Genomic DNA, 21,925 nt, shown 5'->3' on the forward strand with positions numbered 1-21,925 from the left:
AGGACAGGCTCTAAGACTGGACAAAAGCCCGCTTCCAGACCCGCGTGGCCGATTCGTATCCGGTTCAAGAGGAAGACCTGCCAATGTCCAACATCGTTCTCTCGGCGTCCGTTCGCCAGAACCTGTTGTCGCTGCAGTCGACGGCCGACTTGCTGGCCACGACGCAGGAGCGGCTGTCGACCGGCAAGAAGGTCAACACCGCGCTCGACAATCCCACCAACTTCTTCACGGCGCAGGGACTGGATAACCGGGCGAGCGACATCAGCAACCTGCTCGATGGCATCAACAACGGTGTCCAGGTGCTCCAGGCCGCCAACACCGGCATCACCTCGCTGCAGAAGCTGATCGACTCTGCGAAGTCAATCGCCAACCAGGCGCTGCAGACCACGGTCGGCTACTCAACCAAATCGAACGTCTCCACCACGATTCCCGGTGCGACGCCCGCCGATCTCCGCGGCACGACCTCCTATGCCAGCGCGACCGCCAACAGCAACGTGCTTTATACCGGCGCACCTGGCGGCGTGACGCCGGTAACGTCAGGCGCCTCGCTCGGTGCGTCGCTCGGATCGACCGCCGGCACACTGACCGGCGCGGTTGCCAAGGCAGCCGACAACGCCACGAACCTCGCCGGCACCAACACGCTGATCGGGGCGACCGCCGCGACCACGTTCGGATCGTCGCCGGCAGACGGCGACTCGATCACCGTGAACGGTAAGACGGTCACGTTCCGCACCGGTGCTGCACCTTCGGCGCAGCCGACCGGCTGGGGCCTCGACCCGAGCGGCCATATCGCCACGGACGGCACTGGCAATTCGATCATCTACATGGGAACGACTGGCGCTCCCACGGCTACGGTCAATGACCTCCTCAGCGCGGTGGACCTTGCCAGCGGGGTCAAGACAGCGACGATCAGCGCAGGCGCCGCCACGATCGCGACGAGCGGCGCGACAGTCGGTACGGCCCAGACGCCGTCGTCCATTGCCGCGGGCGCGGTTACGCTGAAGAGCTCGACCGGTTCCGATTTGAGCGTGACTGGCAAGGCCGACTTCCTGAAGGCGCTCGGACTGACCTCGGCGACCGGCGCAGGCAATGCCAGCGTGAGCGCCAACCGCCAGACGACTGCGGGTTCGCTCGGCAGTCTCGTCAAGGATGGCTCGACGCTGAACATCGACGGCCACACCATTACCTTCAAGAACGCCGAGACGCCGCAATCGGCCACGAGCGTGACCTCCGGCGGCGTTAGCGGCAACATCGTCACCGACGGCAACGGCAACTCGACCGTCTATCTGCAGAGCGCGACGCTGACTGACCTGCTCAATTCGATCGACCTTGCCACCGGCGTGAAGACCGCCAGCATCTTCCTGGGTGCCGCGACGCTCTCGACCACCGCAGGCCAGATCCCGTCGTCGGTGAATACCAGCGGCCAGCTGGCGCTCTCGACCGGCATCAACGCCGACCTCTCGATCACCGGCACCGGCAATGCGCTCGCCGCATTCGGTCTCAGCGGCAACACCGGAACGGCGACCGCCTTCAGCGCGGCGCGCACCTCCGGCGTTGGCGGCGTCAGCGGCAAGACGCTCACCTTCAGCTCGTTCAACGGCGGCACGCCGGTGAACGTCACCTTCGGTGACGGCACCAACGGCACGGTCAAGACGCTCGACCAGCTCAACGTGCAGCTTCAGGCCAACCATCTGACGGCGACGATCGACGCCAACGGCGTGCTGACCGTCACCACCGTCAACGAATACGCCTCTTCGACACTCGGTTCGACGGCCGCGGGCGGCGCGGTCGGCGGTACGCTCACCGGCGTGCTCGCCTTCACCACCGCACAGCCCCCGATCCAGGATCCCGTCGCACAGACGGCGCGCTCCGGTCTGGTCAGCCAGTTCAACAACATCCTGGCGCAGATCGACACGACCTCGCAGGACTCCTCCTTCAACGGCGTCAACCTGCTGAACGGCGACACGCTGAAGCTGGTCTTCAACGAGACCGGCAGCTCGACGCTCGGCATCAATGGCGTGGTGTTCAACGCAGCGGGGCTCGGCCTCAGCAATCTCGTCCCCGGCACGGACTTCATCGACAACGGCGCAACCAACAAGGTGCTGACGAGCCTGAACGCGGCCTCGAGCACGCTGCGCTCGGAAGGTTCCGCGCTCGGCTCCAACCTCTCGATCGTGCAGGTGCGCCAGGACTTCTCGAAGAACCTGATCAACGTGCTGCAGACCGGCTCATCCAACCTGACGCTCGCCGACACCAACGAGGAAGCGGCGAACAGCCAGGCGCTGTCGACCCGCCAGTCGATCGCGGTGTCCGCGCTGTCGCTGGCCAACCAGTCGCAACAGAGTGTGCTGCAGCTGCTCCGCTAATCTCGCAGCGCAAGATACTGAATCGGAATATCGCGGCGGGGCTCATGCTCCGCCGTTTTGATTGAGATCGGTAAGGCAGGATTAGCCGAGATTGATGCGCATCATGGAAGCGTGTTTACAGCATGCATCCGCGCATCTAGCTTCACGACGAAGGACTCCGGGCCCGTATTTATCCGGAGCCCTTCCAAGCACTCACGTAAGCAAATCTTAAGCGGTGCTGCCTAGGGTCGGGAAAGAAATCCTTAAGCGCGTTCAACGGGCTAGGTAACCTCCAGGGTGTGATTGATGTCGAATTCCGCTGCCTCGGCCTACGCGCGTGTTGCAACGACCACCGCATCTCCTCGCGACATCGAAGCGCAGACCCTGCTAAAGGCCGCGAACAAGCTTCAGGATGCGATCAACAGCGCCGAGCCGTTCAGCGAGCAGACCACGCAGGCCCTGATGTTCAATCGCAAGCTCTGGACGATTTTCCTGAGCGAGGCCATGCGCGAGAACAATCCGCAGCCGATCGACGTCCGGCAGAGGATCGCCAACATCAGCGTGTTCGTGCTGAGCCAGACCGCCGCGCTGCAGATGAGCCCGCAGTTCGATCACTTCCGTCCGCTGATCGAGATCAACCGCAATATCGCCGCTGGTCTGTCCGGCCGTCCGTGATCGAGCGCGGCTCGTTCCTTCAACTCCAAATTCATGCTGACGGATACCGGCAAGACGCAGATCAGGAACGTCGTCACCGGTCCCGCGACCGGTTCGAGCGATCTCGATGTTGCCGTTGCGACGCTCGAGGCCTGATTGTCAGGCGCTGCGGTCCGTGCTGGCCGGACGCGAGGGCTCGGATTTCAAATCCTGCGCATGGAAATAGGCCCGCCGGCGCAGCATTGCTTCGTCGGGGAACTGGTTGACCACCGCGTCCGTCCTGTCGTTGACGACCTGGAAGACGAAGGACGCCGCCGCCTGGTCGAACACGACTTGGCGTGAGACGTTCTCGTTGCTTCGCAAATCATTGCGTGCAGGCGCGCTCGCCTCGCCAGCGGCCACTGTCTGCCTCACGGGCAGGTCGGTTTGCACGGCCTCGTTCGCCGCCGTATTCGACGTCGTTACGATCTGCACGGCAACCGGTATCCCCACCGGCCTGATGCTGAAATCTGTACTCATGGCAGCCTCCTGGTTGCCTCACGTGAGTCAAATCCCAACCCCTCTCAATACGCAACCATGGAACACCGGGATTGAACATCCGGTAAGGAAACGTGCCTAACCGCGCGACGATGTTGCCGCGCGCTTTTTCGTAAAATTGTCGCTTGTTGTTGCGCGCGCTCAGAGCGAGCGGCTGACCGCGAGCGGCGTGATGTGGCGCGGGCCCGGCGTGGCGCGTCGTCCCGCGGCCGTATAGGTATTCGGCACGTTGCGCTTCTGGATCTCGGCGTTGACGCCGCGCACGACGCTCTCCGAGACGGCGTGAGCGGTTGCGAGCACGGTGAGGTTGACCTGGAGCATCGCGCGGAATGCATCGTGGTGCCGATGAAGCGTCGAGAGCAGCTCGGGCGCGGATTTGGCGAGCTGGGCCTGGTTCGCCTTCAACTGGGTGACGGCGCCGACATAGTTTCGCGACAGCTCCTGCTTCTTGCTCTCGAGGGTCATCGCCTCGCGGACTTGGCCGGCGCGCACGAGCTCGGTCTCGCGCTCGATCAGACCGAGCAGGGCACTCATCGCATCCATCAACTGCTCGGCGATCTTGCGCGCCTCGGCGCTGCCGGGAGCGGTGTTCGGGCGCTGCGCTTGCACCGGCTGACGCGAGGTGTTGAAGTGGTTCATCTCGTTTGACCTTATGCCGTGCGGATCGTTTTTGCCTGCTGCATGATCAGGGTGCGATAGACGTCGGTGGCGATGCCGACGCCGCCGGCGTTGGCGAAGTTCTTGGAATATTGCTCGGTCAGCATCGAGCGCCACACGCCGGTGCCAGGGGTGTCGCCGAACGGGCCTTCGCCCTTCAGGCCCGAGGTCATCTGCGAGAACATGCTGTTGAGGAACATCGCCTCGAAGTCGGTGGCGATCTTCTGCGCTTTGGCCTGCTGCTTCGGCGAGACCTTTTGTAATGCCGCGGCGAGATCGAAGTCCGGCCGGCCCTTGCGGCTCTCTACCGAGAAGGCGGAGCTGGCGAGCCGTGCGGTGTTGACCATGCCGGTCTGCATCACATCACCTCGATGTCGGCTTCGATCGCACCGGCGGCCTTGATCGCCTGCAGGATGCTGATGAGATCGCGCGGGCCGATGCCGAGACCGTTAAGGCCGTCGACGAGCTGCTGAAGCGAGACGCCGTCCTTGACGACGGCGAACTTCTTGCCGTCCTCGGTGACGCTGACGCTGCTGCGTGGTGCGACCACGGTCCGCCCCCGTGACAGCGGGTTGGGCTGGCTGACCTGCGGGCTCTCGGAGATGGTGACGGTGAGGTTGCCCTGTGCGACCGCAACCGTGGCGACGCGGACGTCGCGACCCATCACGATGATGCCGCTGCGTTCGTCGATGATGATCTTGGCGGCGAGATCCGGATCGACCTGGAGCTGCTCGATCTCGGTGAGAAAGGCGACGACGTTACCCTTGAACTCCGGCGGGATCGCAAGCTGCACGGTCGATGGGTCGATCGGCTCGGCGGTCTTGACGCCGAGATAGTCGTTGATCGCAGCGGCGATCCGCTTGGCCGTGGTGAAGTCGGCATTGCGCAGCGCAAGCCGGACGTTCGGCAGACGATTGAGCGCAAATTCGATCTCGCGCTCGATGATGGCACCGTTGACAATGCGTCCGACGGTCGGCACGCCACGCACGATTTTCGCCGCCTCGCCCTCGGCCTGGAAGCCGGAGATCGCGAGCGAGCCCTGTGCGACCGAATAGACGTTGCCGTCGGCGCCGAGGAGTGGGGTGACGAGCAGGGTGCCGCCCTGGAGATTCTTGGCGTCGCCGAGCGCGGAGACAGTGACGTCCATGCGCGTGCCCTGGGTGGCGAAGGCCGGCAGATTGCCTGTCACCATCACGGCGGCGACGTTGCCGGTGCGGATGGTGGCGCCGCGGATGTTGACGCCCATGCGCTCGAGCATCGCTTGCAGCGACTGCTTGGTGAAGGGGATGTTGTTGAGGGTATCGCCGGTGCCGTTGAGGCCGACGACGAGCCCGTAGCCGATGAGCTGGTTCTGCCGCACGCCTTCGATGTTGGCGAGATCCTTGATGCGCGATGTCGCGCTTGCAGAATTGACCGAGAGCGCCAGCGCTGACAGCGCGGCGCAGGCCACCCCCACAAGTCTCACCCAACGAACGCTTGGCATCCTCTGCTCCCCGAGGCTCCTCAAATCAAAGGACCATCACGACACTCCCATGACGAGCTGGTCCGACGCTGTCCTTGCGAGCACTGTGCCAAGTCGGGGCAGCGGGGGTAGGTCGCTGAATAGGTTGAATAAATCTGTTTCGAGCGACCTCAGCCTGCGTTGTCCCTGAGGAGCGAAACTGCCGCCTGTCGGCAGATTTTGCCGGGCTGTTTACGGGCCGTTAACCATAAAACGGCGAATGTGGCGCATCGATCACCCGGATTGCTTCCGATGCGCATCTACGGACCGAACGGCACCACGCTTGGAACGCCGGCCAGCCAGGCCAGGCGGACGAGCTCCAGCACCTTCGTGCTACCCGACACCTCGTCGGCGCCGGAGACGCGAGGCGCCGCCGCACCGAAGGCGGCCGCCAACATCGACGGGCTGCTGGCGCTGCAAGGCATCGAGGAGGATCCGGTCGAACGTCGCAAGCGCTCGGTCGTGCGCGGAAAGACCGCGCTCGACGTGCTCGACGATCTCAAGATGGGGCTCCTCTCCGGCAAGCTTGATGCCTCGACCGTGATGCGGCTGCGTGACGCTGCGACGAACCTTAAATCGTCCTCCGGCGATTCCGGCCTGGATTCGGTGCTGTCCGAGATCGAGCTGCGCGTCGAGGTCGAGCTCGCCAAGTCCGGGCAGGCGTAGCGTCTTTACGCCGCTTCATCCTTCAACTGCGCGTCATAGCGGCGCTGGGCGGCGAGCACGTCCTTTAGATTCTGTTCGGCCCAATCGCGCAGCGGATCGACGGCGGCGGCGAGCGTCACGCCGAGCTGCGTGATCGAATATTCCACGGTCACCGGCACGGTTGCGATGGCGTGACGCTTGATCAATCCGTCGCGCTCGAGCGACTTGAGAACCTGGCTCAGCATCTTCTGCGAAATGCCTTCGATCGTGCGGCGCAATTGATTGAAGCGCATCGGATCCTCGCGCAGCAGCAGCAGGATCAGCACCGCCCATTTGTCACCGACGCGGTCGAGGATCTGTCGCGTGGGGCAGTTCGCTGCATAGACGTCTGGCTTCATCGTCGGGTCCTCACGATCCATTCGCTCATTGCCGGCCGCCGCCGGTTACTCCTGCGTAATCAGGTAAGCACAAAGTGCTCTCTTAACACCAGCGCTCTTTGCGATATCTAGTCACCGTTGGTTACTACAGAAGCAAAGGAGCCTTCCATGAAAATCGCAGTTGCCGGCGCCTCGGGCCGGGCCGGGTCGGAGATCACCAAGGAACTGTCCCGCCGCGGCCACGCGGTTACGGCGATCGCCCGCAACCCGGAGAAGATCTCGGTCCTGCCGAACGTCAAGCCGACCAAGGGGGATGTGCTTGACCAGCCAGCGCTTGCCAAGCTGTGGGCCGGGCACGACGTCGCCGTGAGTTCCGTGCACTTCCTGGCCAGCGACGCGCTCAAGCTGATCGGCGCGGCCAAGGACTCCAAGGTCGGCCGTTACCTCGTCGTCGGCGGGGCCGGCAGTCTGGAGGTCGCTCCGGGCGTCAAGCTGGTGACAACTCCCGGTTTTCCGGCTCAGTACAAGGCTGAGGCGGAGGCGGGTTCAGCCTTTCTCGACCTGCTGCGGCAGGAAAAGGAGCTGAACTGGACCTTCATCTCGCCGTCGGCCCTGTTCATCGAGGGAGAGCGCACCGGCAAATTCCGGCTTGGGACGGATCAGCTTCTCGCAGATGCGAACGGGAAGAGCTGGATCAGCTTCGCGGATTACGCCATCGCGCTCGCCGACGAGATCGAGCGGCCGGCCCATGAGAGGCAGCGTTTCACGGTCGGCTACTAGGCCGTCGGCCGCTCCCGGGCCCTCCAGGATAAACCTTCCTGTGCAAGGGCTTGGGGGCGCCGGTCGGGCGATCAGGGAAACATTGTCTGTCACAGGAGGCCGCTATATAACGCCCCGCTCAGCGGACCCCGTTCCGTGTACGAGTCGTTGCTTAGACAGATAGGCCGCCCTTGGAAAAGTTGAAAAACTACCGACCGACCGAAAAAGAGCCTTTCATGAACGAGAGGCAGAAGGAGTACTTCCGCCTGAAGCTCCTCGCCTGGAAGGATGAGATCCTCAAAGAGTCCAAGCTCACCCTGCAAGCCCTGCAGGAGGAGAATGTGAACCACCCCGATCTCGCCGATCGGGCATCGTCCGAAACCGACCGCGCCATCGAACTCCGTGCCCGCGACCGCCAGCGCAAGTTGATCGCCAAGATCGACGCCGCGCTCCAGCGTATCGAGGACAACACCTACGGCTATTGCGAGGACACCGGCGAGCCGATCTCGTTAAAGCGGCTCGAGGCCCGTCCCATCGCGACGCTTTCGGTGGAGGCGCAGGAGCGCCACGAGAAACGCGAGAAGGTCTATCGCGACGAATAGAGTCCGAGCCGCAGCGATGCGGCTCTTTGTTTTTTGAACGCAAGGTGCGCCTTTTCGCGCCGTGATCAGCATTTTGCCTGTCGCTTGCAACCGCGCGTTTCGGCGCGCGGGCGCAATCGCGAAAAGTGAATCGCGATCAATGGGCTAGACTCAACTCCTCCGAACTCACGTGAGTTCGGTGAGAAACAGCCTTCACTTCAGGTGCGAGAGGTTTTGCGAGTCGCATCAAGGACATCGACTCGAATGCTGAGGCGCTGATCCAGCAGCTTCATACATTGCTGCAATCAGGCCTGTTGCGACGCTACAAGGCGTGCATCCCCATAAAGCCCGGACCAGCTCAATATTTCCTTAAACGCCGGCGCCGCCCGTGAGGCTTGCCATGATGTGGACGATCAGCGTCCGCATCTCATCCAGCCTGGGCTGGCATGACGTGCTGCCGCGCGGCGCCCTGCGCTTGTCACGCCCCGGCGGGGATGCTGAAGTGCCGCCCTCGATTGTGGTGTGTAGGAGCCGGCGCCGATGGACAGAATTCTCGCAGCCGCAAAGGCGATCGCGCTGGCGCGCCGCAACCATGCGCCGCTAGCGGCGCTCGAAGTTCCTCCGGCCGATGAAGCCGAGGGCTATCAGGTCCAGCGGGCGCTGCACGATCTGCTGCTGCCGCATGCCGGCCCGCTGGTCGGTTACAAGATCGGCTGCACCAGCCAGGTGATGCAGGATTACATCGGGATTCCACACCCATGCGGCGGCGGCGTGTTCCAGAAAGGCGTGCACGACAGCGGCGTGCAGCTCGCGGCTGCCGACTATGTCCGCGTCGGCGTCGAATGCGAGATCGCGGTGCGGCTGAAGCGCAATCTCGCCGCCGGCGAGGCGCCGTTCACGGCCGAATGGGTCGGCGAAGCCGTCGAGGCCTATCATCCCGCGATCGAGATCGTCGACGACCGCTATGTGAAGTGGGAAACGATGGGCGCGCCGACGTTGATCGCCGACGATTTCTTCGCCGCCGGCTGCGTGTTGGGCGAGATCGTGCCGCGCTCGTCGGTGCCGGACCTGAAGGCCGTCAAAGGCCGCGCTATCGTCAACGGCGAAGAGGTCAGCCACGGCACCGGCGCCGACGTGCTCGGCCATCCCCACAACGCACTGGCCTGGCTCGCCAACCATCTCGCCGCCGAGGGCAAGGGTCTTCACGCGGGACAGCTCGTCCTGACGGGGAGTCTGGTCAAGACGCTGTGGCTGAAGGCCGGCGACAAGGTGCGGATGGAGCTGGACGGGCTGGGCGTGGTGGAGGCGGAGTTTACGTAGGCTCTGCGGGCACCGCGTCGTCATTCCCCGCGAAGGCGGGGAATCCAGTACGCCGCGGCTTCTCGGTTCATCGCTGACGTCTCGAAATACTGGATCGCCCGCCTTCGCGGGTGATGACAGTCGAGGGGGCGGAGAGGGGATAGCGGCGTCGCTACAATCGCGCGTCGCTGAGCGCTGTATGCAGCCATCGCCAAAATACATGCGGCCCTCGCCAGGGGAGCTAGCGAGGGCCGCGTCGTACATCGTCGTCCGCGCCTAGGTTCGCGAACACGATGTGGGAGCTCGGGAGAAGCTAGAAGGGCAGCAGCACGTCCATGACTTGCTGGCCGTAGCGCGGTTGCTGCACGTCCATGATCTGGCCGCGGCCGCCGTAGGCGATGCGGGCCTGCGCGATCTTGGTGGAATCGATGGTGTTGTCGCTCTGGATGTCTTCGGGACGGACGATGCCGGCGACGATGAGCTCGCGGATTTCGTAGTTGACGCGGATCTCCTGCTTGCCCTCGACCACGAGGTTGCCGTTCGGCAGGACCTGGGTGACGACCGCCGCGACGTTGGTCTGCAACGCTTCCTTGCGGTCCACGCTTCCTTTGCCCTCGCTGGACGCAGTCGAGTCGGCGGTGAGGATGCGGCCGGGCAACACCTTCTGCGCTTGGGTCCCCAATGTCTTGGCGCCGATGAAGTCGGTGATCCCGGAATCTTCCTTGTTGGTGCGGCTGCGCTGGGTGTCGTTTTCGATATTGGCCTTGTCGGTGATGTTCACGGCCACCGTCAGGATGTCGCCGACCTGATGGGCACGCTGGTCCTTGAAGAAGGCCCGGCTGCCGCTGCGCCACAGCGAGTTCGGATTGTAGGAGGCGACCTCGGGCTTCGGCATCGGCATCTGCACCGGCTTGTAACCGGGCTGCGTCGTCGGATTGTCGATCGCCGACAATTTCGGCTGCTCGCCGATCTGCGACAGACGGTCGATCGAGGAGCAGCCGCTTGCCAGCGCGCACGTCGCCAGCAGCAGGGCAGAGATCGCGATGCGACGGGGACGAAAAGCCGAACTGAACGTGGACATGACTTACTCTGACTTGGCTGGAGCTTGCGAGACGCGAACTTGCGGGATCTGGGCTTGTGCGATCTGGGCCGGGGATGCCGGGGCTTGGACCAGGTTCCGGACGAGGGCTGCGGTATCGACGGGGGCGGGCGCCTCGTCGCGCTTGAGCGAGGAGGTCTGTTCGACCGCGGCCAGCATCGGCGCGGCCTGGCTGGCGCCCTGGACCGTCACCTGGCCGCGGCCGGTGACGACGCCGCTCAGCGTGCGCTTGGTCTGCAGGTTGAGCACGCTGATGGTATCGCCCTCGGCGCCGCTCTCGATCGCCTTGCCGCGCGTGGTGAGATAGATTCCGGGAACCTGGTAGATGACGGTGACGTTCTGGTCGCGCTGCACGAAGTCGGGCTTGACGATGTCGGCGACGCGGATCGGCGTCCCCGCCCGCATCGGCCGGCGGAGCTGCATGCCGAGCGTGCGATCGCGCGAGGCGGCCTCACCGGTGACCTCGGCCTTCGGCCGCCGCTCCATGGCGACATCGGACGCCTTCAGGAGATCGACGCGGTCGATGTCGCGCGTCAGCACGGCCACTTCCACCGTTTCGATCGCGGTGCCAGTGAAACGCAGCTTGGTCGGTGCCGGATTGTTGTCGTTGTTGATCTCGAAGGCGATGTCGAAACGGCCGCTGCGGGCGTCGTAGCGGGTTGCCACCGGCTGCAGCACGCCGGTGTTGGAGGCATCCAACCGCATCTCGGCAATGCCGCGGTCGAACGTGACGGTGATGTTGGCGGCATCGCCAAGTCCAAAGCGGCGCTCGAGCGCCGAGGCGACCGCGGTCTCGAGGTCCTTGTTCACGAGCGTGCGGGCGAGACGGGTGACCTGGACCTCCTTGATGTCGCCGGTCATCACGCCGATCACCTGCTTTGCGCGCAACACCGCCAGCACGTGGGCGACCGGCAGCGCACCGGTGGTGCCGAGATCGGGCGAGCGGTAGACCGGGATCAGCGCGGCCGAGCCGGCATTGTCGATGAGATCGCCGACCCGCACCACGTCCGAGGTCACGGTGATGCTCGCGCGCAGCGTCGGCGTCGCGATGAAGTCGTCGGCGGCCCGTGCGGGCAGCGCCAGCACGAGGAGAGCGGAGATCGTGGCGAGGGTGGAGCGGATCATCGTCATCACCTCAGCGGAACAACGCCGTGGTCGACTGCATCATCTGGTCGGCGGCGCTGATCACCTTGGCGTTCATCTCGTAGGCGCGCTGGGCGGCGATCAGGTCGCTCATCTCCGAGACGACGTCGACATTGGCCTGCTCGAGGCTGCTCTGGGTGATGTTGCCGAAACCCTCGGAGCTCGCGGTACCGTCCTGCGGCGGGCCGGAGGAGGGCGTCTCGGTGAACTGATTGTTGCCGACCGGCTGGAGGCCCGCTTTGTTGATGAAACGGGTCAGGCCGATCTGGCCCTGGACGGCCGAGGTCGACGAACCCGGCAGCGTCACCGAGACCTGGCCCTGCACGTTGATGGTGAGGCCCGAGGCGTTGTTCGGGATCGTAATCGTCGGTTGCACCGGGTTGCCCTGCGCCGTGACGATGCGCCCCTGATTGTCCATCTGGAAGGTGCCGTCGCGGGTGTACTGGTAGCTGCCGTCGGGCATCAGGATCTTGAAGAAACCTTCGCCCGTGATGGCCATGTCGAGGTCGTTGCCGGTCTGCGACAGCGTGCCCTGGGTCATGCTGCGCGGCGTGCCGACGGTCTTGACGCCGCCGCCGATGTCGACGCCGACCGGCAGGATGGTGCCCTGGTCGGACGACTGGGCGCCGACCCGGCGGACGTGTTCGTAAATCAGATCCTGGAACGCCGCGGTCTGCTTCTTGAAGCCGGTGGTGCGCAGGTTGGCGATGTTGTTGGAGATCACCTGAACGTTGAGTTCCTGTGCCGCCATTCCGGTTGCTGCGGTGTGAAGCGCCTGCATGTCAGTTCTCCCTCAATCACGCCGGAACGTCGGCGAGCTTCTCGATCGCCGACTTGTGCATGTCACTCTGCTGCTGGAGCAGGTTGGCGATGGCGGTGTAGCTGCGCATGACTTCGACCATGCGGCTCATCTCACCGACCGAGTTCACATTCGACTTCTCGACATAGCCCTGCTGCACGGTCGACTTGGTGTCGGCCTGCGGGACCGCGGAGCCGATGTCATAAAGGTTGGCGCCCAGCTTGGTCAGCTTGGCCGGATCGTCGAACGAGGCCATGCGGATCTTGCCGCGGATCGAATCGTTTTTGGCCGTGCCCTCGAGCACCGTGACGGTGCCGTCCGGCGCGACGTTGATGTCGTGGTCGGTCGGCTGGAAGGTGATCGGGCCGCTGGTGCCCAGCACGAGGTTGCCGTCGGAGGTGACGAGCTGGCCGGTGCTGTTGAGCGAGAATTTTCCGTCGCGGGTGTAGCGCTCGGCGCCATTGGCCTGAACCGCGAAATAGGCGTTGCCGCTGATCGCCATGTCGAGCGGATTCTTGGTCGGCTCCATCGGCCCCTGGCCAACGTCGCGGAAGGTGCCGCGGTCCTGCACATAGGAGACCCGGCGGTCGGAGCCGACGAAATTGTCCTCACGCGCGTTCGAGTTGAGGTACTCCTCGAACAGCGAATGATCGGCCTTGAAGCCGTTGGTGTTGGCGTTGGCGACGTTGTTGGCGATGACATCCATCTGCCGTTCCAACGTCATCTGTCGTGACAAGCCGATCAGAAGCGCGTTCTGCATCGGAAATCTCCCCTGAGTGAGATCTGCCAGCTCGCTCTCCCAAGCGCATTGGCCGATCCCGTGAACGAGACCTCGGGTTCTCCCAAACCTGGGTCTCGGTCCTTTCTCAGCGAAACTCGTGCCAGGCGGGAAAATTATGTACTTTCAATACCTTGTCTGTTTTTCCAGGATGCGGGGAGGCGGCAGAAAGGGTCTGTTAGCCATGTTTGCCCGGCAGATTTTTCCTAGTGAAGGCCCAATCGAAAGGTTCCGTTAACCATTATTACCGTAGCGTTTGCGCGTAAGAGGAGCACTGCGCTGGGGCATTTGTATCGCGTCACTGTCTGCCAGGAGCTTCGCTCTTTCGACCCCTTTGAGAGATGAGCGAGCGCGGCGATCATGGCAGAGAATGAAGCGGAAGGCGGCGGAGCCGCTGAGGGCGCGGAAGCCGCTCCGCCCAAGAACAAGTTCAAGCTGATGATCATGGTGGTGGGCCTGCTCGCCGTTCTCGGCGGCGGCGCCGCGACATGGTTCTTCTTTTTCCGTCACGGCGACGACGAGCATCACGCCGAGGCGGCGCCTCCGCCGAAGCCGCCGGCTTTCGTCGAGGTTCCCGACATCATGGTCAACCTCGCCGGCGCGCCGGGCGAGCGCGTGCAATATCTGAAGCTCAAGATCGTGCTGGAGCTGAAGGAAGAGAAGCAGGTCGAGGCGATCAAGCCGACGATGCCGCGCATCACCGACATCTTCCAGACCTATGCGCGCGAGCTGCGCTCCTCCGACCTCAACGGTTCCGCCGGCATCTTCCGCCTCAAGGAAGAGCTGACCAAGCGCGTCAACGCCGCGGTCGCTCCGGTCCAGGTCAGCGCGGTGCTGTTCAAGGAAGTCGTGATCCAGTGAGCATGACGGGCTAGGGATCATGGCAGGCACCGACCAACCAGACCAGGATGCAATTGCCGCCCAATGGGAGGCCTCGCTCGATTCCGAGGATCCCGCTGAGGCCGCGAAGGCTGCTGCCGAAAACGAACTATCCGAGACCATGGCCCTGCAATGGGCGGCCATGGTCGAGGATGGCAGCCGCGATCTCGGCGCCGGCAAGAATTCCGGCGAACGCGTGCTGTCGCAGGAGGAGATCGACAACCTCCTCGGCTTCGCGGTCGGCGACGTCACGCTCGACGATCATTCCGGCATTCGCGCCATCATCGATTCGGCAATGGTCTCCTACGAGCGTCTGCCGATGCTCGAAATCGTCTTCGACCGCCTGGTGCGATTGCTGACGACCTCCTTACGCAATTTCACCTCCGACAACGTCGAAGTCTCGCTCGACCGCATCACCTCGGTGCGCTTCGGCGACTACATGAACTCGATCCCGCTGCCCGCCGTCCTCACCGTCTTCAAGGCCGAAGAGTGGGACAATTTCGGCATGGCCGTGGTCGACTCCAGCCTGATCTACTCGATGATCGACGTGCTGCTCGGCGGCCGCCGCGGCTCAAGCCAGCTGCGCATCGAGGGCCGGCCCTACACCACGATCGAGACAGAGTTGGTCAAGCGGCTGGTCGAAGTCGTCATGGCCGATGCCGAACAGGCGTTCCGGCCGCTGTCGCCGGTGACCTTCACCATCGACCGGCTCGAGACCAACCCACGTTTCGCCGCGATCAGCCGTCCTGCCAACGCCGCGATCCTGGTGCGCCTGCGCATCGACATGGAAGATCGCGGCGGCAACATCGAGCTCTTGCTGCCTTACGCGACCATCGAGCCGATCCGGGGCGTCCTGCTCCAGATGTTCATGGGCGAAAAGTTCGGCCGCGACCAGATCTGGGAAGGCCATTTCGCCACCGAGATCGTCCAGGCCGAGATCTCCGTCGACGCCGTGCTCTACGAAGCCGACATTCCGCTCAAGCAGCTGATGCGGTTAAAGGTCGGCGACACGCTGCCGCTGGACATGCGCGCGGATGCCAGCGTCACCGTGCGCTGCGGCGACGTCACCATCACCGAAGGACGCATGGGCCGGGTCGGCGATCGCGTCGCGATACGGGTGACGAAACCCTTGCGCAAGCCAAGTACGACACTTGCGATGTTCGAAAAGGTCGACGAGCAGAACAAGATGATGGAGGCCCCATGAACCACTCCCTGGGAATGGCGATCGAGACGCTGGTCGCTATCCTGCTGATGCTGACCATCGTCTACTGCGTCACGCTCAACAAGCGACTGACGCGGCTGAAGGCAGACGAGCATTCGCTGAAGGCGGTCATCGGCGAGCTGATCACCGCAACCGAGATCGCCGAGCGCGCGATCGGCGGGCTGAAGCTCGCCGTGCGCGACGTCAACGAGAACCTCGGCAGCCAACTCGCGTCGGCGACCCAGATGTCCGAGCAGCTCTACAAGCAGCTCGGCGAAGCCGACAATGTGGTGCGGCGCCTGTCCAAGATCGCGGTCGCCGCGCGCCCCGTGACGAACCCGGAAACGGTCGCCGCGCCCGCAGCCAAGCCCTCGTCGGCGAAGGCGGTGGCGGCTGCGGCCGAAGCCTTCTCCGAACGCCGACGATCCAACGGCCTTGCCGCTTAAAGTCAGGGTATGAAGTCCTTTCGCAACATCCGCCTCATTCCGATCGTGCTGGTTGCCGTCGCTGGCCTCGCCACGCTGAAGGTCACGGGTCTTGTGATCAATGGCGGCTATGTCTTCGACTACAAGCCGAATCAGGTCAAAAAATCCTGGGCGCAGGAGAATCTGAACTTCCCGGCCAGCCGCGAGGATCCCGATATCACGGGCTCGACCCATGGCGCGCCGAAGGAGGCGCCGAAGCCGGCCGCACCCGACACCAAGTCCGAAGGCGCCGCGGTCAAGGAGGAAGCCCAGCCGCAGATCTCCGCCTCGGAGCGCGCGATCCTGGAACGCCTGCAGTCGCGCCGCCAGGAGATCGAGGCCCGCCAGCGCGAGATCGACATCCGCGAGAGCCTGTTGAAATCCGCCGAGAAGCGCATCGAAAACAAGGTCGAGGAGATGAAGGCGGTGGAAACCCGTATCTCCGCAACCCAGGCCGAGCAGAAGGCCGCCGAAGCCCAGCGCATGAAAGGCCTCGTGACCATGTATGAGGGCATGAAGCCCAAGGACGCCGCGCGGGTCTTTGACCGGCTCGAGATGGGCGTGCTGATCGAGATCGCCTCGCAGATCGCGCCGCGAAAAATGTCGGACATCATGGGATTGATGTCCCCGGAGGCCGCCGAGCGGCTGACGGTCGAGATGGCCCGCAGGGCCAATGGCGGCGGCGATCAGTCCGCCTCTGCCGGCGAGCTGCCCAAGATCGACGGCAAGCCGACGCAAAAGCCGAATTGAGGGCTCATACTTAAGAAGTCCTTAATTGCCAAAATCTACAGTCTGGGCAGGGGTCGGCAGCAATGCCGGCGTGGACCGTCGAACCGGAAGTAATGCCGCCAATGGCGCGAGAGGCTGCCGCTGGATTTGTGTCGCGAGCCCGCGCCCTGGCGCGGAGGCTGTCGCGTCATGTCCGCGCGGCGCCGCTACTGGCAGCCAGCCTGCTGATCGGCTTCACGGCGCCTGTCCGGGCGGCCGACGCTGTCAGGGGTGAGGCGACTTTCTCGGCCAGCGGCGGCTTTGCCCGTCTCGTGATCAAGCTCGGGGAGGACGTCCCCTCCGAGGTGACGACGGCCGGCTCCATTCTCGTCATCCGTTTCGACCGGGCGGTCGACGTTCCGGTCGATCGCGTCCCGGAAGGCGCGCCCGACTACGTCAACTCCGCCCGCCGCGATCCCGATGGCGGCGCCATCCGCCTGTCGCTGGCGCGGCGCGTCACCGTCAACACCATGAATGCCGGCGAACGCACCTTCATCGACCTCTTGCCGGAGGGTTGGAAGGGGCCGCCGCCGAGCCTGCCGATGGACGTGGTCAAGGAACTCGCCGAGCGCGCGCGCGTCGCCGAACGCGCGTTGCGCGCCCAGCGCGCCGCGGCGGAGAGCAAGAAGCGGCCGCAGATCCGCGTGCGCGCGTCGGTGCAGCCGACCTTCGTCCGCTTCGTGTTCGAGATGCCGGATGGCGTCGGCGTATCCTCCGTGCTCAATGAGCAGAAGCTCACGCTCGCCTTCAACGCCAACCTGAATTTCGATCTGGCGGACGCGGTCGTCGCAGCGCCGCCGAACGTCGCCTCGATCAAGCAGAAGGCCGACATCGACCAGACCAGTGTCGAGATCGCGCTGATCGGCGATTCCGACGTGCATTCGTTCCGCGACGAGAAGAACTACGTCGTCGACATCTCCTTCCAGCCGGACAAGGGCAAGATGGCCACGTCGACCGAGGCGGCGATCGCGCAGGCCAAGCCCGCCGCTCATGGACCGGCGCCTGCGCCTGAAAAGCCGGCGGCCGAGAAGCCGAAGGACGCGCATCGCGAGATCGCGCCGCCGACGTCCGAGACGATCGCGCGCGAAGCCAGGATCGATGCCAAGCCCGAGGTGAAGCCGGAAGCGCCCGCCGCCATGCCGCCCGCTGAAGCGCCGAAATCGGTGCCGGCTCCTGCATCCGAAGCCGCGCCCGCTGCGCAAGCGCCCAAGGAAGCGCCCAAGGAAATGTCGAAGCCTGCGCCTCCTGCGGCGGAAGCCGCGGTCGTGCCTGCCAAGCCGGTCATGGTCGAAGCGCCTCAAGAGGTCGTGAAGGAAGCTGCCAAAGAGCCAGTCAAGGAGGCCGTCAAGGCCGCGCCGGCGGAGGCGCCCGCCGCGCCGCAGCCGACTGGTGCCAGCGTCGATGTCCGCCGCGACAGCGACGGCCTGCGCGTGACCTTCCCGCTTCAGGTCGCAACGCCTGCGGCGGCGTTCCGCCGCGGCGACACCGTCTGGCTGGTGTTCGATACCGCAAAGCCCATCGACGTCGAGGCGATCCGTACCAAGGGCGGTGCGATGATCGGCGAGGTCGGCCGCGTCCCGCTCGAGAAGGGACAGGCGGTGCGCATCCGTCTCACCCGGCCGCTGGTCTATTCGCTGTCGAGCGAGGAGGTCGGCAAACAGACCAACTGGCTCTTGACCCTCGCCGACAAGATCCAGGCGACGCCGCTGCCGCTGATGATCTCGCGCAACATCACCGACCCGGCGCTTGCCAACATCGCGATCCCCTTCGCCAATCCGGGGCTCCTGCACAAGCTCACTGATCCCGATGCCGGCGACACGCTCTATGTCATCACCGCGCAGCGGCCGGTGCGCGGCTTCATCAAGCGGCAGGACCTCGTTGATCTCGCGCTGCTGGAATCCGCACATGGCATCGCGATCCGGCCGAATTCCGACGAGGTCGGCGTCGAGGTCGGGGCCGACAAGGTCATCCTCGGCAAGAAGGGCGGGCTGACGCTGTCGCCGGTCGACATCTCGGCCGAGCGTGCGCCGACCGCAGTGCGGCCGGTTTTCAGCCCCGAAGGCTGGCGCAAGGGCCAGTCGGAAAATTTCATAGTGCGCCAGAACGAGCTGATCACGGCGATCGCCAACCTCGAACCGGCGATGCGTTCCCTGCCGCGGCTCGACCTCGCGCAATTCTACATGTCGCGCGCGATGTATCACGAGGCGAAGGCCATCACCGAATTGATGCTCGCCGATCCTCTCAACAAGGAGGAGAGCGGTGCGCTGATGATGCATGCGATCGCGAGCATCCTGATCGGTCGGCCGGCGCAGGGCCTGAAGGACCTCGCCAACCCCGTGATCGGCAACAGCCACGATTCCCAGCTCTGGAAAGCGCTCGCCTATGCGCGCCAAGGCAAATGGGCGGACGCGCGCGAGAAGTTCAAGAACGTCGAATTCGCCATCGCCTCGCTACCGCTCGACATCCAGCGCATCGTGACGATGGAGGCGATGCGCGCTTCGCTCGAGGTGAAGGACTATGCCGGCGCCTCCAAGCGCCGCAGCGAGCTCGAGGTGGTCGGCGTCTCGCCCGAGGCCGCGCCCGGCTTTGCCGTGCTGCGCGGCCGGCTTGCCGAGGCGCTCGGCCACGACAAGGACGCGCTCGACGACTACAAGTTCGCCGTCGGCTCGTCCGATCGGCCGGCTGCGGCCGAGGCCAAGCAGCTCGAGGTCGCGCTGCGGCAGAAGCGCGACGAGATCGGCAAGGAAGACGCGTTGCGCGAGCTCGAAACGCTCGCGATGACCTGGCGCGGCGACTCGATTGAGGTCAAGACGCTGCAGATGCTGTCGCAGATGTTTGCAGAGAACGGACGCTACCGGGACGCGCTCACCGCGGCGCGCACCGCGACAAAGCTGCAGCCGAACGCGGAAGCCTCGCGCCAGGCGCAAGACCTCGCCTCCGACCTGTTTACGCAGCTCTTCCTGGGACCCAAGGGCGACGAGCTGCCGCCGATCGAATCGCTCGGGATGTTCTACGAGTTCCGTGAGCTGACGCCGATCGGCCGCCGCGGCGACGAACTGATCCGACGCCTCGCCGACCGTCTCGCCTCGATCGATCTGCTCGACCAGGCCGCCGAGCTCCTGCAATACCAGGTCGACCATCGCCTCGAAGGCGCGGCGCGTGCGCAGGTCGCCGCGCGCCTCTCCATGATCTATCTCGCCAATCGCAGACCCGACATGGCGATCACGGCGTTGCGCGCGAGCCGGATCAGCGACCTCTCAGGCGAGCTCAGGCAGCAACGCCTGCTGCTGGAGGCGCGTGCACAGAGCGACGTCGGCCGCCACGATCTTGCGCTCGATATCGTCTCCAACGTTACAGGCCGCGAGGTGCTGCGCCTGCGCTCGGATATCTTCTGGGCGGCGCGGCGCTGGCGTGAATCCGCCGAGCAGATCGAGCTCTATTACGGCGAGCGCTTCCGTGACTTCAAGCCGCTCAACGCGGTAGAGAGAAGCGACATCATCCGCGCCGCCGTCGGTTATGCGCTCGCCGACGACTCGATCGGCATGTCGCGCTTCCGCGAGAAATATGCGCCGCTGATGAGCGAGAGCGCCGATCGGCTCGCCTTCGATATCGCGAGCAAACCGACCGGCGCCTCCAGCGCCGAATTTGCCGATATCGCCAAGCTGGCTGCCAGCGTCGACACGCTCGACGGCTTCCTGCGCGAGATGAAGCAGCGCTTTCCCGACGCCACCGCCCGCGCGCCGGCCTCTCCACAGGCCAAGGACGAGTCCGATCACACCGGCTCGCTGCCCACGATCCCCGTCGTGCGCCAGATCAAGATGACGCGGTAGGATCGCCGCTCCTTCTTGGCCTCGCGACAGGTACCCGTGAGCCAGCTCTCGAGTGACGGGCAGGGCCGAAGACTATCGCCCGCGTACTCATCAACCCGATCAGTCCGCGAGGACCTAGGCCTTGTCCATTCAGTCTTTGAGACCGGACATGGCCCGTTTGCCTTTGCTAGTCGGCTGAGGGCTCCAGGTCCCTTGTAAGAAACATATGCCCCCTGAACCGATCGTAGGGCGTGGAAACAGGGAAGCAGCTAAGGCCAGCAAGCGACGTTAACGGGCTTAATTGAGCTTTACCCGCACCTGATAAATTGCCGAGCCCAAGCTCGAGGCAAGCACTAGCACAAGACCAAGCCCGATCATGGGGTTCCTTGCGATCACCGCCGCAAGCGATACGCCCAGCGCCGCGGCCAACATCTGCCAGAAACCCAACAGGGCCGAGGCAGCACCGGCGCGATCGCCGAATGGCGAAAGAGCTTGCGCGCTGCAGAGCGGATTGACCATGCCCATGCCTAGCAGGAATACGCATGCGCCGACAAGAAATGGCAAAAAGCGCCCGTCGAAAAGCGCGAATAGCAACACCATGCCGCCACCGACACAGGCCAGCGCGAGGCCGATGCAAATCGATCGGTCGAGACCAAGGTGCGGAACAATTTTTGTAGCGATAATGCCAGCGCTAAAGACGATCATGACAGTGCCTGCGAAGAACAGGCCGAGTTGCATGGGTGTGAAGTCGAGGCCTTCTATCAAGACACGCGGCAACGCCGAAAACATTGCAAACAGCGCACCTAAGATGAGGCTAACAGTTGCGGCAGGAACCAGGAAACGGCGGTCAGTCGATAGCGACCAGTAATTCTTGGCGATCTCGAGGAATTGAATTCGGCGCGTGGCGCGTGGTGCGTTTCTCCGAAAGCCGCAAGCAATGCTGAAGCGGCGACGACGGCGAAGATTCCGACGAACACAAATGCTGAACGCCAGCCAAAAAAATGATCCAGCGTGCCACCGACCAGGGGCGAGAATCCGGGCGCCGCGGCCATTGCAACCATAACAAAGGTGAGCACGCGCGCTAGCTTTTCGCCCTGAAAAAGATCTCTTGCGATAGCTCGCGAAAGGACAGACGTGGCACATGCGCCACCGGCCTGCACAACGCGGCCAATCAATAGTGCCGCCAAATCATTGGCTAACGCGCACCATATGCTACCTGCGAAAAATACAGCAAACCCGATCATCACGGGCACGCGCCGGCCGAAACGATCCGACAACGGACCGACAACAAGTTGTCCCACCGCGAACATGGCGAGGAATATGGTGATAGCTGACGTTACCTGAGCGCTGGAGACGCCTACCGCGACGGCGATACTCGGTAGCGAAGGCAACAGAATGTTGGTGGCCAACGTGCCACTCGCAGACAACGCAGCAAGAACGGCGACCTGAAGACCGAGCGGCACGACCCGAGCGAGCAGATGGTTTTCGACGTTGCTGGTCATAAGCCGCTTCGGATCTAGGGATGATGACCATCATATCAATGACCCATTGAATGCGCAACCTGAGCATATTCCGATATGTCACGAGCCGCCGAACGCGCTCACGGTGGCAGGATTCCCCCTTGCGCTGG

The 21,925-nt window shown here is 64.1% G+C and carries 22 protein-coding genes; 11 read left to right on the plus strand and 11 right to left on the minus strand.

The annotated features are described in order from the left end of the window. The first annotated feature begins 83 nt into the window (after positions 1 to 83). Together IVB13_RS30680 and flaF are read left to right on the plus strand one after the other, a co-directional pair. A complete protein-coding gene (locus tag IVB13_RS30680) occupies positions 84 to 2,366 on the plus strand; it encodes a DUF1522 domain-containing protein (protein WP_247483140.1) in 2,283 nt (760 codons plus the stop codon). 285 nt (positions 2,367 to 2,651) lie between these two features. Continuing rightward, on the plus strand, positions 2,652 to 3,020 hold the full coding sequence (flaF, locus tag IVB13_RS30685; RefSeq protein ID WP_247392619.1) for a flagellar biosynthesis regulator FlaF: 369 nt from the start codon (positions 2,652 to 2,654) through the stop codon (positions 3,018 to 3,020). 138 nt (positions 3,021 to 3,158) lie between these two features. Here the strand turns inward: flaF and IVB13_RS30690 are convergent, their stop codons facing one another. The 4 genes from IVB13_RS30690 to IVB13_RS30705 all read right to left on the minus strand — a co-directional run bounded on the left by IVB13_RS30690 (position 3,159) and on the right by IVB13_RS30705 (position 5,676). Beyond that, positions 3,159 to 3,518: a hypothetical protein gene (locus IVB13_RS30690; RefSeq protein WP_247491130.1), complete on the minus strand. Its 360-nt coding sequence runs from the start codon at positions 3,516 to 3,518 to the stop codon at positions 3,159 to 3,161. Positions 3,519 to 3,677: 159 nt separating this feature from the next. Continuing rightward, a complete protein-coding gene (locus IVB13_RS30695) occupies positions 3,678 to 4,175 on the minus strand; it encodes a hypothetical protein (RefSeq protein ID WP_247440444.1) in 498 nt (165 codons plus the stop codon). 11 nt (positions 4,176 to 4,186) lie between these two features. Next, the gene (gene flgJ, locus IVB13_RS30700) at positions 4,187 to 4,552 is read right to left on the minus strand and encodes a flagellar assembly peptidoglycan hydrolase FlgJ (protein WP_247361805.1); all 366 of its coding nucleotides are present in this window, start codon (positions 4,550 to 4,552) and stop codon (positions 4,187 to 4,189) included. Further along, on the minus strand, positions 4,552 to 5,676 hold the full coding sequence (locus IVB13_RS30705; protein ID WP_026233176.1) for a flagellar basal body P-ring protein FlgI: 1,125 nt from the start codon (positions 5,674 to 5,676) through the stop codon (positions 4,552 to 4,554). Before IVB13_RS30705 ends, flgJ begins: the two co-directional genes overlap by 1 nt. Before the next feature lie 270 nt (positions 5,677 to 5,946). On the opposite strand from IVB13_RS30705, the gene IVB13_RS30710 reads away from it, so the two are divergent. Beyond that, the gene (locus IVB13_RS30710) at positions 5,947 to 6,360 is read left to right on the plus strand and encodes a flagellar assembly protein FliX (protein WP_247491132.1); all 414 of its coding nucleotides are present in this window, start codon (positions 5,947 to 5,949) and stop codon (positions 6,358 to 6,360) included. A gap of 5 nt (positions 6,361 to 6,365) precedes the next feature. Here the strand turns inward: IVB13_RS30710 and IVB13_RS30715 are convergent, their stop codons facing one another. Then, entirely contained in the window at positions 6,366 to 6,737 is a 372-nt protein-coding gene (locus IVB13_RS30715) for a helix-turn-helix domain-containing protein (RefSeq protein WP_026233175.1), read from the minus strand. Positions 6,738 to 6,884: 147 nt separating this feature from the next. On the opposite strand from IVB13_RS30715, the gene IVB13_RS30720 reads away from it, so the two are divergent. From IVB13_RS30720 to IVB13_RS30730, 3 genes are all read left to right on the plus strand, one after another. Next, positions 6,885 to 7,496 carry an NAD(P)-dependent oxidoreductase gene (locus IVB13_RS30720; protein ID WP_247491134.1) on the plus strand — a complete coding sequence of 204 codons (612 nt, stop codon included), beginning with the start codon at positions 6,885 to 6,887 and terminating at the stop codon, positions 7,494 to 7,496. Between the two features lie 215 nt (positions 7,497 to 7,711). Beyond that, positions 7,712 to 8,077: an RNA polymerase-binding protein DksA gene (gene dksA / locus IVB13_RS30725; protein ID WP_018456426.1), complete on the plus strand. Its 366-nt coding sequence runs from the start codon at positions 7,712 to 7,714 to the stop codon at positions 8,075 to 8,077. Between the two features lie 519 nt (positions 8,078 to 8,596). Next, on the plus strand, positions 8,597 to 9,376 hold the full coding sequence (locus IVB13_RS30730) for a fumarylacetoacetate hydrolase family protein (RefSeq protein WP_018456425.1): 780 nt from the start codon (positions 8,597 to 8,599) through the stop codon (positions 9,374 to 9,376). 292 nt (positions 9,377 to 9,668) lie between these two features. Here the strand turns inward: IVB13_RS30730 and flgH are convergent, their stop codons facing one another. The 4 genes from flgH to flgF are packed head-to-tail and all read right to left on the minus strand — an operon-like array spanning position 9,669 to position 13,156. Beyond that, entirely contained in the window at positions 9,669 to 10,436 is a 768-nt protein-coding gene (gene flgH, locus IVB13_RS30735) for a flagellar basal body L-ring protein FlgH (RefSeq protein ID WP_247491136.1), read from the minus strand. Between the two features lie 3 nt (positions 10,437 to 10,439). Continuing rightward, positions 10,440 to 11,579, minus strand: a complete 1,140-nt coding sequence (gene flgA, locus IVB13_RS30740) for a flagellar basal body P-ring formation chaperone FlgA (protein WP_247491138.1) — start codon at positions 11,577 to 11,579, stop codon at positions 10,440 to 10,442. Positions 11,580 to 11,589: 10 nt separating this feature from the next. Beyond that, the gene (flgG, locus tag IVB13_RS30745) at positions 11,590 to 12,378 is read right to left on the minus strand and encodes a flagellar basal-body rod protein FlgG (RefSeq protein WP_007602131.1); all 789 of its coding nucleotides are present in this window, start codon (positions 12,376 to 12,378) and stop codon (positions 11,590 to 11,592) included. A 16-nt stretch (positions 12,379 to 12,394) separates the two neighbouring features. Continuing rightward, the gene (gene flgF / locus IVB13_RS30750) at positions 12,395 to 13,156 is read right to left on the minus strand and encodes a flagellar basal-body rod protein FlgF (protein ID WP_085349414.1); all 762 of its coding nucleotides are present in this window, start codon (positions 13,154 to 13,156) and stop codon (positions 12,395 to 12,397) included. Between the two features lie 378 nt (positions 13,157 to 13,534). Here flgF and fliL point away from each other — a divergent pair, with 378 nt between their 5' ends. The 5 genes from fliL (at position 13,535) to IVB13_RS30775 (ending at position 20,316) form a co-directional block, all read left to right on the plus strand. Further along, a complete protein-coding gene (gene fliL, locus IVB13_RS30755; protein ID WP_007602133.1) occupies positions 13,535 to 14,035 on the plus strand; it encodes a flagellar basal body-associated protein FliL in 501 nt (166 codons plus the stop codon). A gap of 19 nt (positions 14,036 to 14,054) precedes the next feature. Then, entirely contained in the window at positions 14,055 to 15,257 is a 1,203-nt protein-coding gene (gene fliM, locus IVB13_RS30760) for a flagellar motor switch protein FliM (RefSeq protein ID WP_018456420.1), read from the plus strand. Continuing rightward, positions 15,254 to 15,700: a DUF6468 domain-containing protein gene (locus tag IVB13_RS30765; RefSeq protein WP_247392639.1), complete on the plus strand. Its 447-nt coding sequence runs from the start codon at positions 15,254 to 15,256 to the stop codon at positions 15,698 to 15,700. The genes fliM and IVB13_RS30765 overlap by 4 nt, the downstream gene beginning before the upstream one ends. Before the next feature lie 9 nt (positions 15,701 to 15,709). After that, positions 15,710 to 16,468, plus strand: coding sequence for a flagellar protein FlbB (locus tag IVB13_RS30770; RefSeq protein ID WP_247491140.1), 759 nt, complete (start codon positions 15,710 to 15,712; stop codon positions 16,466 to 16,468). A 62-nt stretch (positions 16,469 to 16,530) separates the two neighbouring features. Next, on the plus strand, positions 16,531 to 20,316 hold the full coding sequence (locus IVB13_RS30775) for a tetratricopeptide repeat protein (protein ID WP_247361808.1): 3,786 nt from the start codon (positions 16,531 to 16,533) through the stop codon (positions 20,314 to 20,316). 276 nt (positions 20,317 to 20,592) lie between these two features. Here the strand turns inward: IVB13_RS30775 and IVB13_RS40075 are convergent, their stop codons facing one another. Both IVB13_RS40075 and IVB13_RS40080 read right to left on the minus strand, forming a co-directional pair. Further along, the gene (locus IVB13_RS40075; RefSeq protein WP_346731717.1) at positions 20,593 to 21,189 is read right to left on the minus strand and encodes an MFS transporter; all 597 of its coding nucleotides are present in this window, start codon (positions 21,187 to 21,189) and stop codon (positions 20,593 to 20,595) included. After that, positions 21,099 to 21,797, minus strand: a complete 699-nt coding sequence (locus tag IVB13_RS40080; protein WP_253075501.1) for an MFS transporter — start codon at positions 21,795 to 21,797, stop codon at positions 21,099 to 21,101. Before IVB13_RS40080 ends, IVB13_RS40075 begins: the two co-directional genes overlap by 91 nt. Positions 21,798 to 21,925 lie beyond the last annotated feature (128 nt).

This window comes from Bradyrhizobium sp. 17, from assembly GCF_023073515.1.
Lineage (GTDB): Bacteria > Pseudomonadota > Alphaproteobacteria > Rhizobiales > Xanthobacteraceae > Bradyrhizobium > Bradyrhizobium canariense_D.

Bases quoted from the DNA above. Each gene is read 5' to 3' on its own strand.
- fliL (WP_007602133.1), top strand. From the start codon at position 13,535: ATGGCAGAGAATGAAGCGGAAGGCGGCGGAGCCGCTGAGGGCGCGGAA.
- IVB13_RS30770 (WP_247491140.1), top strand. From the start codon at position 15,710: ATGAAGTCCTTTCGCAACATCCGCCTCATTCCGATCGTGCTGGTTGCC.
- IVB13_RS30680 (WP_247483140.1), top strand. From the start codon at position 84: ATGTCCAACATCGTTCTCTCGGCGTCCGTTCGCCAGAACCTGTTGTCG.
- IVB13_RS30705 (WP_026233176.1), bottom strand. From the start codon at position 5,676: ATGCCAAGCGTTCGTTGGGTGAGACTTGTGGGGGTGGCCTGCGCCGCG.
- flaF (WP_247392619.1), top strand. From the start codon at position 2,652: ATGTCGAATTCCGCTGCCTCGGCCTACGCGCGTGTTGCAACGACCACC.
- fliM (WP_018456420.1), top strand. From the start codon at position 14,055: ATGGCAGGCACCGACCAACCAGACCAGGATGCAATTGCCGCCCAATGG.
- dksA (WP_018456426.1), top strand. From the start codon at position 7,712: ATGAACGAGAGGCAGAAGGAGTACTTCCGCCTGAAGCTCCTCGCCTGG.
- flgA (WP_247491138.1), bottom strand. From the start codon at position 11,579: ATGATCCGCTCCACCCTCGCCACGATCTCCGCTCTCCTCGTGCTGGCG.
- flgH (WP_247491136.1), bottom strand. From the start codon at position 10,436: ATGTCCACGTTCAGTTCGGCTTTTCGTCCCCGTCGCATCGCGATCTCT.
- flgF (WP_085349414.1), bottom strand. From the start codon at position 13,156: ATGCAGAACGCGCTTCTGATCGGCTTGTCACGACAGATGACGTTGGAA.
- IVB13_RS30715 (WP_026233175.1), bottom strand. From the start codon at position 6,737: ATGAAGCCAGACGTCTATGCAGCGAACTGCCCCACGCGACAGATCCTC.
- IVB13_RS30690 (WP_247491130.1), bottom strand. From the start codon at position 3,518: ATGAGTACAGATTTCAGCATCAGGCCGGTGGGGATACCGGTTGCCGTG.
- IVB13_RS30710 (WP_247491132.1), top strand. From the start codon at position 5,947: ATGCGCATCTACGGACCGAACGGCACCACGCTTGGAACGCCGGCCAGC.
- IVB13_RS30730 (WP_018456425.1), top strand. From the start codon at position 8,597: ATGGACAGAATTCTCGCAGCCGCAAAGGCGATCGCGCTGGCGCGCCGC.
- flgJ (WP_247361805.1), bottom strand. From the start codon at position 4,552: ATGCAGACCGGCATGGTCAACACCGCACGGCTCGCCAGCTCCGCCTTC.
- IVB13_RS30720 (WP_247491134.1), top strand. From the start codon at position 6,885: ATGAAAATCGCAGTTGCCGGCGCCTCGGGCCGGGCCGGGTCGGAGATC.
- IVB13_RS40080 (WP_253075501.1), bottom strand. From the start codon at position 21,797: ATGACCAGCAACGTCGAAAACCATCTGCTCGCTCGGGTCGTGCCGCTC.
- IVB13_RS30695 (WP_247440444.1), bottom strand. From the start codon at position 4,175: ATGAACCACTTCAACACCTCGCGTCAGCCGGTGCAAGCGCAGCGCCCG.
- IVB13_RS30765 (WP_247392639.1), top strand. From the start codon at position 15,254: ATGAACCACTCCCTGGGAATGGCGATCGAGACGCTGGTCGCTATCCTG.
- IVB13_RS30775 (WP_247361808.1), top strand. From the start codon at position 16,531: ATGCCGGCGTGGACCGTCGAACCGGAAGTAATGCCGCCAATGGCGCGA.
- flgG (WP_007602131.1), bottom strand. From the start codon at position 12,378: ATGCAGGCGCTTCACACCGCAGCAACCGGAATGGCGGCACAGGAACTC.